The 19,494-nt window shown below is 36.9% G+C and carries 11 protein-coding genes; 7 read left to right on the top strand and 4 right to left on the bottom strand.

Features of this window, described 5'->3' with window-relative positions; all coding sequences use genetic code 11:
• Positions 1-6 precede the first annotated feature (6 nt).
• Positions 7-3,147, bottom strand: a complete 3,141-nt coding sequence (locus ABD000_RS10155) for a WD40/YVTN/BNR-like repeat-containing protein (protein WP_343766871.1) — start codon at positions 3,145-3,147, stop codon at positions 7-9.
• A gap of 161 nt (positions 3,148-3,308) precedes the next feature.
• Here ABD000_RS10155 and ABD000_RS10150 point away from each other — a divergent pair, with 161 nt between their 5' ends.
• The 5 genes from ABD000_RS10150 (at position 3,309) to ABD000_RS10130 (ending at position 12,127) form a co-directional block, all read left to right on the top strand.
• Complete coding sequence (locus ABD000_RS10150) at positions 3,309-4,346, top strand: T9SS type A sorting domain-containing protein (RefSeq protein ID WP_343766868.1); 1,038 nt, start codon at positions 3,309-3,311, stop codon at positions 4,344-4,346.
• 174 nt (positions 4,347-4,520) lie between these two features.
• On the top strand, positions 4,521-5,597 hold the full coding sequence (locus ABD000_RS10145) for a hypothetical protein (RefSeq protein ID WP_343766866.1): 1,077 nt from the start codon (positions 4,521-4,523) through the stop codon (positions 5,595-5,597).
• A 550-nt stretch (positions 5,598-6,147) separates the two neighbouring features.
• Positions 6,148-8,871 carry a sensor histidine kinase gene (locus tag ABD000_RS10140; protein ID WP_343766863.1) on the top strand — a complete coding sequence of 908 codons (2,724 nt, stop codon included), beginning with the start codon at positions 6,148-6,150 and terminating at the stop codon, positions 8,869-8,871.
• Positions 8,871-9,620, top strand: a complete 750-nt coding sequence (locus ABD000_RS10135; RefSeq protein WP_343766861.1) for a LytR/AlgR family response regulator transcription factor — start codon at positions 8,871-8,873, stop codon at positions 9,618-9,620. Before ABD000_RS10140 ends, ABD000_RS10135 begins: the two co-directional genes overlap by 1 nt.
• Before the next feature lie 116 nt (positions 9,621-9,736).
• Positions 9,737-12,127: a T9SS type A sorting domain-containing protein gene (locus ABD000_RS10130; protein WP_343766859.1), complete on the top strand. Its 2,391-nt coding sequence runs from the start codon at positions 9,737-9,739 to the stop codon at positions 12,125-12,127.
• A 63-nt stretch (positions 12,128-12,190) separates the two neighbouring features.
• On the opposite strand, the gene ABD000_RS10125 is transcribed toward ABD000_RS10130, so the two are convergent.
• The 3 genes from ABD000_RS10125 to hemH are packed head-to-tail and all read right to left on the bottom strand — an operon-like array spanning position 12,191 to position 15,619.
• Positions 12,191-13,192 (bottom strand): metal-dependent hydrolase, encoded by a 1,002-nt coding sequence (locus tag ABD000_RS10125; RefSeq protein WP_343766856.1) that lies wholly within the window; start codon positions 13,190-13,192, stop codon positions 12,191-12,193.
• 4 nt (positions 13,193-13,196) lie between these two features.
• A complete protein-coding gene (locus tag ABD000_RS10120) occupies positions 13,197-14,576 on the bottom strand; it encodes an MATE family efflux transporter (RefSeq protein WP_343766853.1) in 1,380 nt (459 codons plus the stop codon).
• Positions 14,576-15,619, bottom strand: coding sequence for a ferrochelatase (gene hemH / locus ABD000_RS10115; RefSeq protein ID WP_343766850.1), 1,044 nt, complete (start codon positions 15,617-15,619; stop codon positions 14,576-14,578). The genes ABD000_RS10120 and hemH overlap by 1 nt, the downstream gene beginning before the upstream one ends.
• A gap of 197 nt (positions 15,620-15,816) precedes the next feature.
• On the opposite strand from hemH, the gene ABD000_RS10110 reads away from it, so the two are divergent.
• Both ABD000_RS10110 and ABD000_RS10105 read left to right on the top strand, forming a co-directional pair.
• Positions 15,817-18,726 carry a sensor histidine kinase gene (locus tag ABD000_RS10110; RefSeq protein ID WP_343766848.1) on the top strand — a complete coding sequence of 970 codons (2,910 nt, stop codon included), beginning with the start codon at positions 15,817-15,819 and terminating at the stop codon, positions 18,724-18,726.
• Entirely contained in the window at positions 18,723-19,472 is a 750-nt protein-coding gene (locus ABD000_RS10105; protein WP_343766844.1) for a LytR/AlgR family response regulator transcription factor, read from the top strand. The genes ABD000_RS10110 and ABD000_RS10105 overlap by 4 nt, the downstream gene beginning before the upstream one ends.
• Positions 19,473-19,494 lie beyond the last annotated feature (22 nt).

Here is a 19,494-nt window from a genome sequence, read left to right as displayed (position 1 = left end):
AGTAAACTACTCCTCTACAATCAAATAATTCAACTTAAGTGCATTAAACTTGCGGTTAAACTCGGCTACTTCTTGAGTCATCACCTCATTAAATGCGTGTAATTGCTCCTCGATTTTTTTGGTGAGCTCATTTTTTACCGCGATATCCTGATCTGTTGGTGGAAAATCATCTAAGGCCACCAGGCTATTTAAATGTCCCAATTTATTCGTTAGTCGAATGGGAAAATTAAGGGGATCTTGTCGGCTTCGGTTTTTGGTTTGGTATAGAGCTTCTTCGACCTTAGTCAATTTTTCCTTCATCTCTTTTGCCTGTGTTACTAAAGCAGCCACCTCATCATTCTTGGCATAGTTATTCTGACTGTATTCTTCCGCGAAAGCGGACAATTGTTTATTTACCTTTCTAATATTCTTAATGGATTGATGTGCTTTACTCACCGTCTCATTCACCGAAGTGATAAAGTCAAATTGCTTTTGCATTTCTCCTTGATCGACCTCTGCCCTGGGATCTGCTACAATAGTAAACGCCTGTTTTTGGGTTTCTCCATTTACGTTGAGTACCACGTCATATTCACCCGGTAGCGCTTTGGAGCCACTCAAATTTGCCCACCACAAGATCATCCCGGGAACTTCTTCGGCTCCATCGTATTTCATGTTCCACACAAAGGTGTTCCCTTTATCTTTTAGCTTGGTAAGTTTATCTTCTTTGGTATGATTACTAAAACTCTTGATGGTATCTCCTTTCTTGGTCAAATAGGTTAAGGAGACCGTGTCCTTCTTTTCATCATACTGATCCAGGTAAAAATGGGTGATAACACCGTTAGGATGATTGGCTCCAGAAGTTTTTGAGGCACTTCCCCCTCCACCTTTTGTACGATAGCTGTCTTTAGGTGTAAAAAGCATCATTTTTTTATTCCTGTCGGAAGATTTTGCTGCTTGATGAATGACAGAAAGATCATCAAGAATCCATAAGCTTCTACCCTGAGTGGCTACTATAAGATTATCATTTTTTAATGCTAAATCAGTGATAGGAACTACAGGTAAGTTAAGCTGAAACTTTTCCCATTGATTCCCATCATTAAAAGAAATATACATGCCGGTTTCTGTCCCGGCATACAGAATGCCCGGGTGAGATGAATCTTCTCGAACAACACGCGTAAAATGTTCTGGATCGATGCCATTGGTGATTTTCTTCCAGGACTTTCCGTAGTCTTCAGTCTTAAATAAATAGGGTTTAAAGTCTCCTTTTTTATAAAGTGTTCCTGCTACGTAAGCCGCTCCTTCTTTGGAGTCTGACGCATCAATACTGTTAAACATGAGGTTTTTAGGTGCGTCCTTCGGCGTAACGTTTTCCCAGTTTTTCCCGCCGTCTTTACTCACGTGAAGTAGTCCATCATCACTCCCTACCCAAAGCAAGCCTTCTTTTAGTGGGCTTTCATCTACGGCAAAGATAGTAGCATAGTACTCAACCCCCGTATTATCCTGCGTGATGGGTCCACCCGAAGATTTTAGGGTTTCGGGATCGTTTCGGGTTAAATCGGGGCTGATGATCTCCCAGCTTTGCCCTTCATTTTCGGTCACATGTACGTGTTGTGAAAAGGTGTATAACCGATTAGGATTATGCTTGGAGAACAGGATGGGAAAGTTCCATTGAAATCGGTACTTCATTCCTTCGGCACCGTAACCCATAGGATTATCTGGCCATACGTTAACGGCTCTTGTTGTTCCAGTGGCGTGGTTTACACGCGTTAAAAAGCCACCATAACTCCCTCCATAGACAATGTCATCATTTTGGGGGTCAACGGCAATATGAGCGGATTCTCCCCCGGCGGTAGACTCCCAATCATCCTCTGTAATGCTATATCCCGAACTGCGGTGATTGATGCGCACTGTACTATTATCTTGCTGGGCAGCATAAATGCGATACGGAAAATGATTATCTGTTGTTACTCTATAAAATTGTGAGGTGGGTTGGTTATAATACGTACTCCAGGTTTCACCCCCATCGTAAGTAATTTGTGCACCCCCATCATCGCCAATAATCATACGTTGAGGATCCTCTGGCGCAATCCAAAGATCGTGGTGATCCCCGTGCGGTGCACGGTATGAGCTAAAAGTCTTACCACCATCTTTTGATTTGTGATAATTGACATTAACAACATAAACTACATCTTTATCCTGCGGATCTGCATAGATACGGGTGTAATACCACGCCCGCTGACGTAAACTACGGCTGTCGTTGGTTTGCATCCAGGTTTTTCCACCATCATCTGATCTATAGACTCCGCCTTTTTCTTGGTGCTCTACAATCGCCCAAACGCGTTCGCCATCTACAGGTGAAACGGTAACGCCTATGATTCCCAAAGTTCCTTCTGGAAATCCGTTGTTGAGCGATATCTCTGTCCAGGTTTCACCGCTATCGATGCTTTTCCATAGAGCTGATCCTTCTCCTCCACTACTCAAACTGTAAGGCGTGCGCTTAGCGCGCCAGGTGGATGCGTATAAAATCCTAGGATTTGTTGGATCCATAATTAGATCGACAGCACCAGCCTGATCATTGACGAATAAGGTCTTTTTCCACGATTTTCCACCATCTGTGCTTTTATAGACTCCGCGCTCTTGGGTAGGTTTATAAATATTTCCTAGCACAGCTGCATAGACCGTATTATAATCGGTTGGATTCACCACAATACGCGGTACGTGTCTTGATTTTTCAAGTCCGGAAGAGGTCCAGGTTTTACCGGCATCAACTGACTTCCATATTCCATAGCCGGAAGAAACATTCCCACGAAGTGTTTTTTCACCTCCGCCCACGTAGATCACATTAGGATCACTTTTTGCAACGGTTACTGCGCCAATGCTTCCGCCAAAAAAACCATCTGAAATATTCCCCCAGCTTCTTCCGCCATCCTCTGTTTTCCAAACTCCGCCACCGGCAGCTCCAAAATAAAATAAGTTGGGTTCACCGGGAACTCCTGTGACTGCGGCGCTTCTTCCGCCTCTAAAAGGTCCAATTAAACGATATTCTAAAGAAGAATAAAGTTCTTGAGGAACGAGAGGTTGATCATTTTTGGATTTTTTCCGCTGTGCGGAAGAAAAAGAAATAGCACATAAAAGAAAGAGGAAGAGAAGTAGTCTTAGGTGGTTCATGTCTTTTTAATTAATTAGCCTATAAAGTTACATAATCTAAACTAATGCTCTTTTTAAAAACTCAAACAACAGTTTAAGCAGTTCACTTCCTTGGTTTAGCAATTCGCTTTTCTTTTCACAAAAACTAGGAGATATTTTTGAAGTTTAATAACAAAAATATTATGATGAAAACATTACTATCCTATTTCCAAAAAACAATTTTGAGTATTGCAACACTATTTTTTAGTTTTTCAGTACTCGCCCAGCAGACTAATGTCTTAATCTTAGCTAACCTTTCAGATAATACATTAAATCAAGCTCAAAATGTTGAGACACAATTAGAAAGTACTAATGAATTTAATGTCGATATTTTCACGCTTCATGATGACACGGTATTCCCGGGACTTTTTGATTCGTACGATGTTGCATTGCTTATGGTAGAAAGTTTCGAACCTATCCAAGATTCTTTTGCCCTAGAACAAGAACTTATTAGTTTTATGGAAAATGGGGGAGGATTAATTACAACCCCGTTTGTTGATATTGCTAGTTATCCTATTCTTGGTATTTATCGTGCTTATTTTTCAAATAGCGAATATCTTGGTGGAGCGGCTTTTCAACCTGCACTTGGTGATGTATTGAATCCTAACCATCCTATCATGAATGGGGTAAATTCGTTTGATGGAAACCCAGACTTTATGCAAACTCCTGTCTTGAGAAATCAAGGAGGTGGAATTGACAATGGAGCAGAAATAATTGCACGATGGACGATTACAGACCCTCAAGATCCTCAAGAAATAGGTGATCCCTTGATTGTAGCAAATGAAAACGTGGGGCCTGCTAACATAAGACGTGTGCACTTAAATTTTTGGCCTACCTCAAGTGACGAAGGTCCTCAATTTTGGGACGTAACGACTGATGGAACGACTATTCTTCTTAATAGTGTTCGTTGGGTAGCTCAAGGCGCTCTTAACGTTGATGAAGAGAAAAGCGATGACTTAAGTTTTCAAATATTTCCTAATCCCGCCACAGATCTCCTTACTATTAACATGACCAATAAAAATGATCTCAAGAAAGTGAGAATTTATAATATACAAGGGCAACAGGTCATAGATGCTACTACACCCCAAATTGATATAAGCAACCTGCAAAGTGGCCTTTATCTTATCAAGGTAATTGGTGCTTCAGGAGATCAACATGCACGGCGCTTTACAAAAAAGTAATTTTTTTCATAATTCAATAGTTAGCGTTTATGTAGCCCCCAATTTTTATGGGGGTTTTTTGATTTAAAAACTGAGATCATGGTTTTAGCAGTTTAATCGCTGATTAGAGCAGTTTTACCTCTGGCCAGGGCTGTGATGATGCTATCTTAGCCAAAAATATTAACACTTTATTACATGAGAACTGCTGTATTAAAAACATTAGCACTGCTTTTTTTGACTACGCTGGGTTTTGGTCAAGAAATAAAAAATCAAACAGAACAAATCAAATCCCTAAAACCGGGTAACTATCGAAAAGTAGAGTTAATTGATGACAAAAAGGGAGGATTTAATTATGACCTTTATCCTACTCCTATTGTATTGAAAGAGGTCAAACAAGATCCTAATTTTTCCGAACACAAGTATTTCGTCCTTGAAGAAGATGGTACAGATTATAATTATGTGATTGATAATATGGCATTTCCTGTAACATTTGGTAAGGAATATTTTATGGGTAATGAAAAACTACAAAAAAAGGTTGGCTATGTGCCGCGCGAGTTTAGTAAAGGGCGCACTGTACGTGCCTCTGTGATCGATGGAATCATCTACGATTATAACTGGAAGTTCGATGCTAAAGATAAGAGCACTCATATCCCCTATCGTTTGCTGGTACATGAATCATTCCTCAAGGAAGAAAACGGAAAAGACAGTAACGAGAAGAAAAAGAAACTATCCCTTAAAGAACGTATGATGCAAAAAATGGCCGGTAATAATCCTGAAATGAAGGCAGCACTATATGTAAATAATAAATTGAGAGATATGAACGCTGCTCAAATAGGGCAAGACTACATTCAAGCAGCACTAGCTCAACAGAAAGAGGTAGAGCCTAAATGGTTAGCCGACAAAAACAATGCAAGAAGGGTAAAACTACTCGATGATCGTCGTGAATTGATGTACAAAGCCATGAAAAAGTACAATGATGATTTAATGGATACTCCTGAATGGAGAAGAATCCAAGAAAATAATCGACTAGCTAATGCTGCTGCTGCAAAAAACAGTGTTACCATAAAAAACGGATTTGGTAAGGACGTTTATGTCTATGAAGAAGGGTCTATGAATGGTACGAGGATAAATGCAGGAAGTACTGGGACTTTTAGTTGTTCATCGTCATATTACTATGCTTTTAACGGCAATGCAGGAACCAGAGGTGGAAATGCAGGACCAAAAGCCTACAGCGCCAATTCATCTTGTGGAAGCACGGTGACTATACAATAGAATTCTCAGCCTCGTTGAAAACATCCAATATGAGTTTGATTCAAAACTCATATTATAAGTTTCAAACAAATACATCTTTTTGATCAAAAACTTGTTCTTTTGAACAGAATTGAAAAGTAAAATCTCTTATGCGTTAATAATATCTTCAAACTAAATAGAAGTATTTTTTATAATTCGAAGTGACGTTTGATTCACCCGACTGATATGGGATCAGTCGGGTTTTTTAATAGCCAGTAATTCTGCTCCACAATTTGGTTAAAAGAAATTGTGTGCTTTCAAGTCTTTTGCGATTTTCTTTAGCAATAAATCTCTTTTGTTTAGAAGTTGAATATCTACAGTCCTAAATAGAATAGTATTTTTGAATATTATGATTCGCGGCTATTTCATATTATTCCTACTCTGCATTGTTAAACTGTATGCGCAAGAGCCTGTAGTCATTCATCTTAACGAAAAAGATGAATTACCAGATATTGAATTTTACGATATGTTAGAGGACCGTAAGTCTTTTATCTGGTTCGCCGCAGACAGAGGCCTCTTTAGATATGACGGAGTGAAATTTAAGGAATTTACACATCCTGATAAGAGAGGTTATTCTGTTTTTTCGCTTAGTGAGGATCATATTGGCAGAATATGGTGTATTAATCTGTCTGGGCAGGTTTTTTATGTAAATAAAAATGAACTCGTTTTATTTTTGGATTTAAAAGATGAATTAAATGGTGAACTTCCTTATTTGACAGCTATTGGTGAGTATGTTTATCTTTTTTGTAATGAAAAAATTATTGCACTAAGTCCTAAGGATAAGACATTCTCCATAGACAATTTTGGAAGTAATGCACTAGGAGTACCTACACTGTTTCATGATACTTTGATGGTGACATTTGAAAATAGCCTGTTACAGCTAAATCCCAAAAAAATGCTTTTTGATGATAGCGAATTAACTAAAGCTAACGAGAGAAGAAATAAGAACTTACTTTTTCCTCATCAAAATAAATTATATGCACTAGGTTCAGGAATTGACAATGAGATTTTTGAAATTGACATTATCCTAAAAGAAGTACTGAAAATAAGGTTACCACCCGCTCTTTTGAAATTAGATGTTCATACTATAATCCCTATTGATAGAAACCTTTGGATTTGTACGCGTGATGGTATCTTTATTGGAGATATAGAAGATAATTCCATCGTCATAAAACGGCATTTCTTATCTGGCATATTTATTACAGATGTGGTTAAAAATCAAGAAGGTTTATTCTGGATTTCTACGCTGGATCAAGGTATTTACATTGTTACAGATTTAAATGTATCCAAATTCAATTCTCCTTCACATCATATCACCACGATGGTAAAAATTGATGAAAGTCAAATTTTATATGGAACTATTGAGGGTGAACTTTATTTATATAACCTCAAAGATTTCTCAATAAAAAAGCTAAACACACCTAAAACCATAAATATTTCTGCTTTACACTACGATAAACAAAATGGTATTTTGTACGTAGGGTCTAGTCAAAATGGTTTTGCTTTAACTGATAATTTTTCTAATGTTATTCTCCTCCCTTTTGGACTTAGTGCAAAAAGCATAACAGAGGTCTCTCCAAAAGAAATATTATATGCTTCAGCAGGCTTGAGTTCTTTTTTATCATTGACTGATGACTTAGAACTAATCGAGTCAAAAAATATTCGAGAACATAGGGCTTATAGTGCTCATCATAATCCAATTACAAAATATAATTACGTAAGCGATATTGATCATTTTATCAGTATTGATTCATCGCACAACGAAAGCATAATAACCTATAAAGGAGAAAATTTTTATTCTTCACAGATGGATGCTGATATCAATGGTATTTCATGGATTAGTACCTTTCACCATGGAGTATTGGGGGTGAAAAATGACTCTGTAGTATATGCCTTCGATAAAAACGAGGGATTATTATCTGACCAAATATTCGCTATACATACTCATCAAGATGAAATATATATTGCTTCAGATAAAGGGATACAAGTATTGAATTCGACTACTCATTCATTGAGGACATTAATTGATTTGCAAACCAATTTTCCTGCAAGGATTAATGGTATGGAAATTTTCGATCAAAACCTTGTAGTTGGCACTAATCAAGGTGTTTACGGAATTAATAATAACTACAAACAAAACAGAGAATTTATCCCAAATATTTATATTAGTTCCTTAAAAGTCAAAGATGAAGCGATAGAAGTAAAGGATACTCTTTATCTTCCTTTTGACGAAAACACAATAGAACTTAGTGCTCATGCTAACTTATACAAAGCAAATGATCGGCTGCTCTTTGAATATAGTTTACAGGGCAAAAACGCAGGCTGGTTTCCACTTGAACAGGGAGGAAACAGTATTGTTTTTTCTAACCTAGAACCAGGTCTTCATAGTATAAAAATTAAGGCGAAGGATTCGTACACCAATTTATCTTCCAGAATTAAAGAAGTAGTGGTTTTTATCGAAAAACCTATTTGGCGCAAATGGTGGTTTATACTGTGGTTTTTTGCTATTCTTTCTTTTATTCTATTAACATTATTTCGATTTTTTTTACACAAGCAGAATCTTGAAAAAGTAAAGGCTATTGAAGAATTAGACAGAGAAAATCAGTTAATTCTATTGAAGCTAGAAAACCTACGCTCTCAAATGAACCCTCATTTTGTTTTTAACGCACTTAATTCTATTCAAGAATATATTGTCATTAATGAAAAAAACTTAGCCAGTAATTACTTAGGCAAGTTTGCAGATCTAATGCGTTCATTTCTTTCACTAAGTAATAAAGGATACATTTCAATAGAAGAAGAAGTAAAAAACCTTAACATGTATTTGGAATTAGAGAAAATGCGATTTGAAGAAAAATTAGTATATAACATCCAAGTGGATGACACACTAAATCAAAATGAGATTTATATCCCTACAATGCTGATACAACCTTATGTAGAAAATTCGTTAAACCATGGATTACTACACAAAAAAGATCAACGTATACTAAACATATTTTTCACCAATAAAAATTCTACTCATTTTAAATGCATTATTGAGGACAATGGTATTGGAAGAAAAAAAGCGGAAGAAATTAAACTAGAACGTAGGCCTGAACATAAATCATTTGCAACTAAAACGACAAATAATAGATTAACCCTAATCAATTACGGTAAGGTTAATAAAATTGAGCTGATCATTGAAGATTTATATGATTCGAAAAATATGCCTTGTGGAACTAAAGTAATCTTATTTATTCCTTTAAACTTAATCTCTTAATGATGAAAGTAGTAATAATTGATGATGAGCCAAAGGCAAGAAAACTTTTAAATACGTTACTTACACAGGAATGCCCTCAAGTGAATTTTATAGTTGAAGCAGAGGATCTATTGAGTGGTATTGCCCTGATAAAAAAGGAAATACCAGATATAGTTTTTTTGGATATCGAAATGCCAGGTCACTCTGGATTAAAAATTTTAGATTTTTTAACCCCAGAAGAGATTAGTTTTGAAATTGTTTTTACTACTGCCTATAATGAATATGCCGTAAAAGCATTTGAACTTTCAGCTATAAGTTATCTTCTTAAACCTATTAGAGCTTTTCAAGTAGTAGAAGCTGTTGAAAAAGTTAAAGCATTAAAAACGACTCATCAGATATCGACTAAATTAGAGGAGTTAAGAGAAAACCTAAATACACCTACCTTTAAAAAAATCGGTTTAGTTCATGCCGAAGGAATTAAATTTGCGAATTTTAATGATATCATTATGATGGAAGCCGATAGCATGTATACCAATATAAGCTTATTTAATGATACACTATTAGTGAGTAGACCGCTTAAACACTACGTTGAATTATTGGAAAAATCTTCGCTATTTTTTAGACCTCATCGATCCTATCTAATTAATTTAAATTACATCAAGGAATATATTAAAAAGGATGGCGGATATCTTATTATGGAAAATGATAAAATAGTTTCTATCTCTAAAGATAAAATTGCAGTATTATTCGACCGTCTTAATAATATCTAAAGATGCTTTAAAAAATAATTAGGCTTCTTTAGAAGATAGCATCTCGAATTCAGCAGGTGGCAAGCGTTTTAAACATTCATAAATATAGATTTGTTCTATAATTTAACAATTTATTTATGAAAACACTTTTACCTCAACCTCCTTTCATTCAAAAAATAGCGCAACGTGCACTGTTGCTATTTGGATTAGTAATGATAGGCATGAATGCCGGTGCACAATGTAATTCTACCAACTACAACTCAGAAAATTGTGGTGATCAGCCAGCTAATATGCCTGATCAAAATTCTGTCGTAGCTAAATCTGCCACTAATAATATCTATTACATGTACTCCTCTGCGGGTCAACCTTGGGGGAATACTTCCAATTCTGATGCCATGGACCTAGCCTTTGGGGCCGGTAACTGGACGACTGCTTTTTATGAAAGCGCAGATGCTGCAGTTATTTTTTCTTCAGCGACCTCTTCTGTCTATATGGAAGGTGGTGACACTAATACGAATGCGTTAAATACATTTTTGGCGGGTAATCAAGCCGCCATTGAAGCCTGGGTAAACAGCGGTGGGAGTTTATTGATTAATTCTGCTACTAACCAAGATGTTGACGTTACCGCAGGTTTTGACTCAACTACAATTGTAGATAATGGTAATGAGCCATCGGTTGATGTGGTTGATACGAATCATCCTACTTCACAGGGCCCTAATGCAGTAACGGTAACAACGTTTACAGGAAACAGCTTTTCTCATGCATCGGTAACGGGCACAGGTTTAAATCCTATACTTGTTACTACGGGTAATGCCTCTAAAGTTATTCTAGCCGAAAAATCTTTTGGTGCAGGGCATCTAATGGTGGGTGGTATGACCAACGCTAACTTTCATACTCCTAACGCAGATGCTGTAAATTTTAGAGTCAATGTTTTGGTATATATGGATGAGCAGTCAAACATATCTAATCCGCTTGGTAATAAAGATATTTTAGTAGTAGCTTCTCCAGGTACTGCTGCATGGGGAGATGATGTTGTAGCTAAATTAGAAAGCACAGGTGAACTAGATGCAGAATTTTTTAATTCTGGTAGCGGTACGCCAACTTTAGCTGAACTTAATGAATATAAAACGATATATGTTTTTACCGACGCATCTCCAGCCGATCCAGCAGCACTTGGCAATGTATTAGCTCAATACATAGAAGGAGGAAAAGGTGTTTTGGATGCAACTTTTACAGCAAATGTCCCCATTGCGGGAAATTGGAGCCAATATGAGCTGTATAGTGCTTCAAATCAACAAAGTGATGATGCAGATCTTGGAAATATTCTCTTATCTGATGATGATTTAGTTGAAAATCTTAATTCGTTCACAGGTACCTATAGAAATACCGATGGGACATTGAGTGCAAATGCCACAGTGGTTGCGGAATATAACGATGGTGACAATACACCTCTAATTGTTAAAGCTTCAAATGTTGGCCCACAAAACGTTAGACGAGTATTTTTAAATTTCTATCCTCCATCCTCTGATGCGCGAAATGATTTTTGGGATTCTTCAACAGATGGCGCACAAATGATGGTCAATGCGGTTAAATGGATCATTTTTGGAAGTGATCCAGGTCTTGGCAATAAAGATGTACTAGTTATAGAATCTTCCTCTAATAATGACTGGGCCGAGGATGTGGTGGAAAAATTGGAAAGTACAGGGGAACTTGATGCCGATGTATTTTTCGACCTTAATAATAATATACCCACACTTGCTGAATTGAATGAATATAAAACCATTCTTTTTTATACTGATGGTGGGATTCAGGATGCAACAGCCTTTGGTGATATTCTAGCAGATTATATTGAAGGGGGTAAGGGTGTTCTTAATGCTGCTTTCTCCGGGCATATTTCTCCAGATGGAGGTTGGTCACAATACAATTTATATGATGCAACTTCATTTAACAGTGGTTCACAACATACCCTGGGTACAGTAAATTTGCCAGGCGATCCAATTATGGCTAATGTAAATTCTTTTGACGGCGGATCTAATTCTTATCATGACATCAACGGTACGTTAAGCGCAAATGCCACTGTTGTAGCAGAATGGAGTAACGGTAACCCACTAATTGTAAAAGCAGATGATGTCGGCCCACAAGAAGTTAGACAAGTATTTTTAAATTTCTTTCCTCCTTCAGATATTGAAAGAGCTGATTTTTGGGATGAAACTACAGATGGAGCACAAATTATGATCAACGCTGTAAAATGGGTCATTCAAGGAAATGATGTGCTAAACTCTAAAGACTTTAATACCAACACCATATCCTTTGGATTATATCCTAATCCAGTACAAGACATGCTTAATGTTGAGATGGGTGCAGATGCGCAATTCAACTCTGCTGAAGTATATAATCTACAAGGACAAAAAGTAACTGCCTCGACTCAACCTACGGTCAATGTTGCAAACCTATCTAGCGGAATTTATCTTATCAAGGTAACTTCTTTAGATGGGGGTATTCAAACTAAGCGTTTTATTAAAAAGTAATTTTTTTCATAATTCGTATTGACGCTTAGTGTAAACCCGACTGGTGTAGGACCAGTCGGGTTTTTAATTGCCTTTTAATCTACCCCATAGTTTATTCAATAGAAACTGTGCACTTTCTGGAGTTTTACGATTTTCTTTGGCGGTGAATTCACCATCTCTTTGGGTCAATTCGTAGGCAAATACAAAAACCTCTTCGGTTTCATTGATGGGCATTAGTCCAAATCGTAAGTCATAGAAAAACCAAACACCTTCTATTTGTTCCATCAAATACCAGCCTTGGGCAATATAAATCAACCGCTGAACGTTCTTTTCTTGGCGAATTTCTTCGGAAGCATTTCTCTGCTTCTTAAAGCGTGTAAAAGTGATAGGCCTAGTGTCAAAAAAAGAATATTCCCCCAGCAAATAAGCGTCTTCAGTTTCTACATTTGCGTTCCATAGGATCGTATTGAAAGCTGAAGGTCTTGTTAATATTCGGGTGTAGGCAATTTGCTGCTCTTGTAACGCAGCTTCAAACTTTTGATACGTGATATACTTTAATATAACTGTTAGCAGCAGGTATCCTGTGGATAAGTAAATCCCAAGCCAGTTCGTTTTTTTCCGCGAAAGCGAACCTTTTTTCTTGAATAAAACCACCATTACACAACATAAAAAAGGTAGTGTGTACAAGGGGTCGATCACAAAAATACTGTTGATGGCTATACGTGTATCTAACGGCCAAAAAAGTTGCGTTCCCCAGGTGGTAAAAGCATCTAGTAAGGGATGGGTGAATAATCCCCAAAAAAATAACCACGCCCAAGGCTTCCATAATAAGTGCTGCTTACGTTCTAGTTTTGACGTAAGCCAACCTAATGCCGGTGCCATGAGGATGGAGAAAAAAATGGAATGACTAAATCCACGATGGATTTCTGTGGCAGTGATTTTATCTGTAAAATAGTTTGCAGCCACGTCTAAATCTGGGATCGTCCCTGCAATAGCGCCATATAACAATGCTTTATTGCCAATTTTATGACCTAACACCGCTTCACCAACCGCAGCTCCTAACACGATTTGAGTTAAGGAATCCATAAGTTTATGATGATTCTGATACTAGTTCTCGTTTTACTGCCCTACGTAAGTAATATCCTGTGACCACTGTAGAAAGCACGTCGGCAATAGGAAATGATATCCAAACTCCAAACACGCCTAAAAAACGGGGTAAAATCAAAATCAACGGAATTAAGAAGAAGCCTTGCTTAGTGAGACTAAGCAGTAATGCGGGAATCGCCTTACCTGTCGCCTGAAAATACGATGCGCCAATTAATTGTATCACAATTACCGGAGTAGCAGCAAATACCCAGCGTAATGCATTTGGCGTTCGTGCCAATAATTCTTTATTATTGGCCAAATTTTCTGCGGAAGAATCGCGATTGCTGATGAAAATTTCTACAATAGGTTCTGGAAACAGCATAATCACCGCAAAAATGATCAAGGCCAATATCCCGGAATAAATGATAGAGGTGTTAATCGCTTTTCTAACCCGCTGAAACTTGTCTGCTCCATAATTATATCCCGCGATAGGCATAAAACCTTGGTTTACTCCAATCACCGGGAATAAGGCAAACATCAACATGCGATTGATAATACCGTAACTGGCGACATCCATTGCGTCTCCATAGGTGATCAACACGTTATTTAGTAAAATAGTAAGCACGCTAATTACGCCTTGTCTGGCTAAGGTGACAGCACTGAGGCTATTAATTTCTGAAACAATTTTTTTCTTGAGTTTGAAGCATTCCACAGAAAGACGCAACTCACTTTTAAACACAAAAAACCAGAGAATAAAGGCGAAACAAAGCGCATAAGAAGTAAACGTAGCCCATGCTGCTCCTTCCATCCCAAAATCAAATACATGGATGAGCAAATAGTCCATGAAAATGTTACCTATGGCTGGGATGATCATCGCATACATGGCAAACTTAGGCTTACCTTCTGCTCTTATGACATTATTTCCCATCATGCACATCGCCAGCATCACAATCCCATAGAGAACAATGCGATAATATGTCAACGCCAAGTCTTTAAAAGATTTGTCTGCGCCAAAGAATTCAATCAACCTATCCTGAAATACTAATCCTATTAGGGCAAGTGCTCCAGAAATTAAGAGCGTTAGCGTGATTTGATTCCCAAAAACGCGCAACGCTTTATCATTATCGCCAGAACCCAAAGCTCTAGATAGTACAGAGCTTCCCCCTATCCCGAAGGCTAATCCAATTGCTCCAATAAAAAAGGTGATGGGTATTACAACGGTAATGGCAGAAATGGCCAAGGGACCTATCCATCTCCCTACAAAAATGGTATCCACAATCATATTTAGCGACATGACCAGTATACCAATGGAGGCAGGTACTGCCTGCTGAATAAGAAGTTTAGAAATAGGCGCTGTGCCCAGCTGTTTGGATTTACTTGCCATTAAGCAATGGCGGTTTTTGTGTCTACGATCGCCCACTCATCAATCCAGCGCGAAAGTACTTTTACCCAATCTTGGCGATCATTTAAACAAGGTATGGTGGTAAATTCTTTACCTCCCACTTCGTGAAAGATTTCTTCACCTTCCATCGCAATTTCTTCTAGCGTTTCTAAACAATCACTCACAAAGGCGGGTGTTACAATGGTCATATTTTTGATCCCCTTTTTACCCATTTTTTCAATGGTTCTGTCTGTATAAGGTTGCAACCACGGATCAAAGCCTAGTCTGGATTGAAAGGACGTTGAATAGGTATCTTCTTTAAGTTCAAGGTATTGCGCGACCAATCGAGTAGTTTCAAAACATTGATGACGATAGCAATACTGATGCGCCGGCGAGGGTGATTTACAGCAAGATCCATCTATTTTGCAGTGAGATTTAGTAATGTCACTTTTTCTAATGTGGCGCTCTGGAACTCCATGGTAACTAAATAACAGATGTTCATAGTCCACATGATACAGTTTTTCTTTAATGCTCTCTGCCAATACCCTTATATAGTCAGGATGATTATAAAAAGGCGGCATGGTCGTGAAACTCATATCAGGAAAGTGTTCTCTACGTAACTCTTCGGCAAGTACTAAGATAGTCTCTGTAGTAGCCATGGCGAATTGTGGATAAAGCGGAATTAAAAATACCTCGTTTACTCCCTGATCGTGTAATTTTTGAAGTCCTTCTTTTATAGTTCCGCTACCATAACGCATAGCTACCTCAACGGGTACGCCTGTCATTTCATCTACTTTCTCTCGTAGACGTTCAGAAAGTACAATAAGCGGTGATCCTTCTTCCCACCAAATTTTTTTATAGGCCTTGGCACTTTGCTTTGGCCGGGTATTTAGAATGATTCCTTTTACGAGTAGTGTACGCGCCCATTTAGGCACATCAATTACGCGTTCGTCCATTAAAAATTCACCCAAATATTTTTTAACGTCTTTAGGGTCGGTACTATCTGGAGAGCCCAGATTGACCATCAAAACACCTTTATTTCTCATGTAGCGTATTCTTTTTCAGTAGCATCCAAAAATACGAATTACCCTATAGATACACCTTAAAATTATGTGAAGGAACCCAAAGCCTTAAGTTTAAAATTTAAATGCTTTAGCAAGGTGATCATAAGTCTTAGCAATCAAACAATATCCTTTAGCAATTATTCTCATGCTTCTATAGTCATAATTTTATATTTGTGTTTATGCGGGTGTCGATTTTATTTCTTTTTATCTCCTCTCTATGCATTGCGCAGCACCCTGCTTATCTTAAGCTTGGTGATCGTGATCAGGTTCCAGATATCGAATTTTATGATTTACTGGTAGATCAAAAAGGAAACCGATGGTTTGCAGCAGATAAAGGATTATTTAGGTATGATGGAACGACATTTATTGAATATACAAATAAAGAAAAACGCGGATTTTCTATCTTTGACTTAAATGAAGATCAACAAGGTAGGATCTGGTGTCTGAATATTTCTGGTCAAATATTTTATGTAGAGAATGATGAACTGATCATATTTAAAGATCTTCAAAAGGAGCTAAAAGGTTATCTGCCTAAATTAGTGGTTAGTGATAACAAACTCTTTCTTTTTGGGCTGGATGAAATCTTCCAAATTGACATCAAGACCAAAAATTTTGCGCGTATCGTTTCTATCGATGGAAGAAGAGAAATTGCTGAGCCTGCGCTTCATGGAGATATGTTGATCACATCCATTGATGATAAGCTCATTGATCTGCTTTCAGGAAAAGCGCTATCAACGGATAACGCGTTTCTTAGAAACAACCTTGTTAAGAGTGCATGGTATTCTTATCAAGGAACATTATTATATTTAAAGAAAAATAAAACCAATAAACTTTATAGATATAATTTAGAGCGCAAAACACTAATCGAACTAAAACTACCAGAGGTTTTAAGGTATACCAGAGTTCAGAAGTTCAGTATCATTAATAACGAGTTATGGTTGTGCAGCGAAAAGGGTGTTTTTAGTTTAGCTATAGATAAGGACAATGTGATCGTAAATGATCGATGGTTTAAAGATTTTCATATCAGTGATATTGAGAAAGATCTGCAAGATCATTATTGGATATCAACACTCACCGAAGGACTTTTCTTAGTCCCTAATCCAAATATATGTACACTTACCGGAGTAAATCACAATATTACAGTCTTAGAAAAAGAAAATGATAGTGTTCTCTTCTTTGGCACACGTGATGGGAATATATATGGCTTCAATCGAAAATCACAAAAGATCATTTCTCAAGCCCTTTTAAACAAAGGAGCCATCAAAGACTTAGTTGTTCACAATGAAAAAGGAGTAATATACGTGCTTGCTGATCGAGGTGGTTCTATCCATTCCTTAAAAGGTCTAAGCAAAATAGGTAATTTTAATGTTGTTGCCGGAAAGAGTATTGATCTAGTCGATAATAATAGACTTATTTATGCTTCGGCAGGGAGTAGTGGTTTGGTTGAGTTTGACAAAGATTTTAATAGCCATAAGATAGTTCTTCAGTCACCTAAACGATCTTATGCAAGCAGTTTTAATACTTTTAATACTACAGCTTGGGTCGGTAACGTAGATCAATTGATACGATATGATCGTACCTGGCTACCATCAGAAATAAAATATAATAATGAAGCACTTAGTGTTAATCATATTACTCATGCTACCCATGGTCAAACCTGGTTGGCCTCCTTTGATTTAGGAGTTATACATATCGATCAAAATGAAAGTACGACGCTTATAGATCATGACAAGGGGCTTTTGTCATTCAAAATAGCTGCCCTAAAAACAGATAAAAATAGCCTTTGGATAGCATCAGATAAAGGAGTTCAATTTTATAACACTCACAAGGATGAGTTACAATCCTATACATCCTTCAATGGTATCCCTACAAATAAAATAACTGATGCACTGATTTATGATGATACCGTCTTATTTTCTACCACCGCAGGTATATTTAGTCTTAACAAACAAACTTTAGGGACCAAGCAATACTTACCTGAAATTTTGATAGAAAGCTTAACAATCAATGATAATTCAAGAGAGGTGTCAGATACGTTAAAACTGAGCTTTAAAGAAACCAAAATAGGTATGAAGTTTCGATCTAATGTTTTTAGAGCAAATGACCATATTCAATATGCATTTAAATTAAAACAAAACGATAGTGTAGGCTGGTCCACCTTGGATTTAGGGAATAATAATCTGGTTTTTAATAGTCTTGGTGCCGGAAAATATCAACTAAAATTAAAGGCAGTCGATCGACTAACCAAAGCTGAGTCCCCTATAAAAACAATCTACTTTTCAATTGAACAGGCCATTTGGAAAACATGGTGGTTTTTACTTTGGTGTTCAACTGTAGTGATTTCAATTATTTTAGGGATAGCCCGGTATATTATAAAGCGCAAAGCTATCGCAAAACAAAGAGAGCTTAATCAACTAGAACAGGACAAGCAAATGATCCTGCTTAAATTAGAAAATTTACGATCTCAAATGAATCCGCATTTTGTATTTAATGCGCTCAATTCGATACAGGAGTATATCATTTTAAATGAAAAACACCTTGCAAGTGATTACTTAGGTAAGTTTGCCGACCTAATGCGCAAATATTTAGAGCACAGTAACAAAGAATACATAACATTAGCCGAAGAGATAGATAGTCTTAAGATGTATCTTGAGCTAGAAAAATTACGCTTTGAAGATCAGTTAGAATACAGAATTGAAGTAGATCAAAACATTCATCAAGAGCTCATAGAAATACCTGCAATGCTTCTTCAACCTTATGTAGAAAATTCCATAAAACATGGTTTATTGCATAAAAGAGGTCAACGTAAGCTACATATAGAATTTAAAAATCAAACCGATTATCTTATATGTGTCATTTTAGACAATGGCATTGGCAGAAAAAAAGCGAACGAACTTAACAATCGAAAAAAATCAAATCACAAGTCTTTTGCCACAAAAGCAAATGCAAATCGAGTAACCCTGATGAATTTTGAAAAAAAAGAGCAGATTAATGTTCGAATAATTGATTTATTCAATGATAGGGAAGAAGCAATGGGAACAAAAGTAAAAATCACAATCCCAAAACAGCGTAAAGAAATTAATGTATGACAGCCGTTATTATAGATGATGAACCAAAAGCGCGTTTATTATTAAGCACCATCCTAAAAGATGATTGCCCTGATATCAAACAACAATATGAAGCCGAAGATTTATTACAAGGCATTAGGCTTATTAAAAAATATAAGCCAGAACTCGTATTTCTTGATATTGAAATGCCGGAGCATTCAGGATTAGAATTACTTGATTTCTTAAGTCCAGAAGACATATCCTTTGATTTAATTTTTACCACTGCTTACAATGAATATGCGTTAAAAGCATTTCAGCTTAGTGCTATTAGCTACCTGTTAAAGCCTTTGCGACCACAGCAGGTCATAGAAGTCGTTCAACGTGTAAAAAGCAAATTGCACACCACTCAAGTATCAAAAAAATTAGAACAACTTAAAGAGAATCTAAATTCACAACAGTTTTCAAAAATTGGTCTTACTCACGCCAAGGGAATTACTTTTGTCAAGATCAACGATATAATTTTGTTTGAAGCTTCTGGAATGTATACCTCGGTATTATTAAAAAATGAAGAAATTGTCGTAAGCAAACCACTTAAATACTACGTTGAATTATTAAAAGATCAACCTCTTTTCTTTAGATCACATCGTTCATTTCTTATCAACCTTAATTTCTTAAAGGAATTCATACGAGTAGATGGAGGCTATTTACTCATGGAGAATAATAAACGCGTCTCTATTGCAAAGGATAATGTGGATTCGTTCCTAAAAGCTATTCAAGAAAGGTTTTAGCAATTAAACCAACCTATCTAGC

This window comes from Gangjinia marincola (genome assembly GCF_039523415.1).
Taxonomy (GTDB): Bacteria; Bacteroidota; Bacteroidia; order Flavobacteriales; family Flavobacteriaceae; genus Gangjinia; species Gangjinia marincola.
This window is presented reverse-complemented; position numbering and strand designations above follow the sequence as displayed.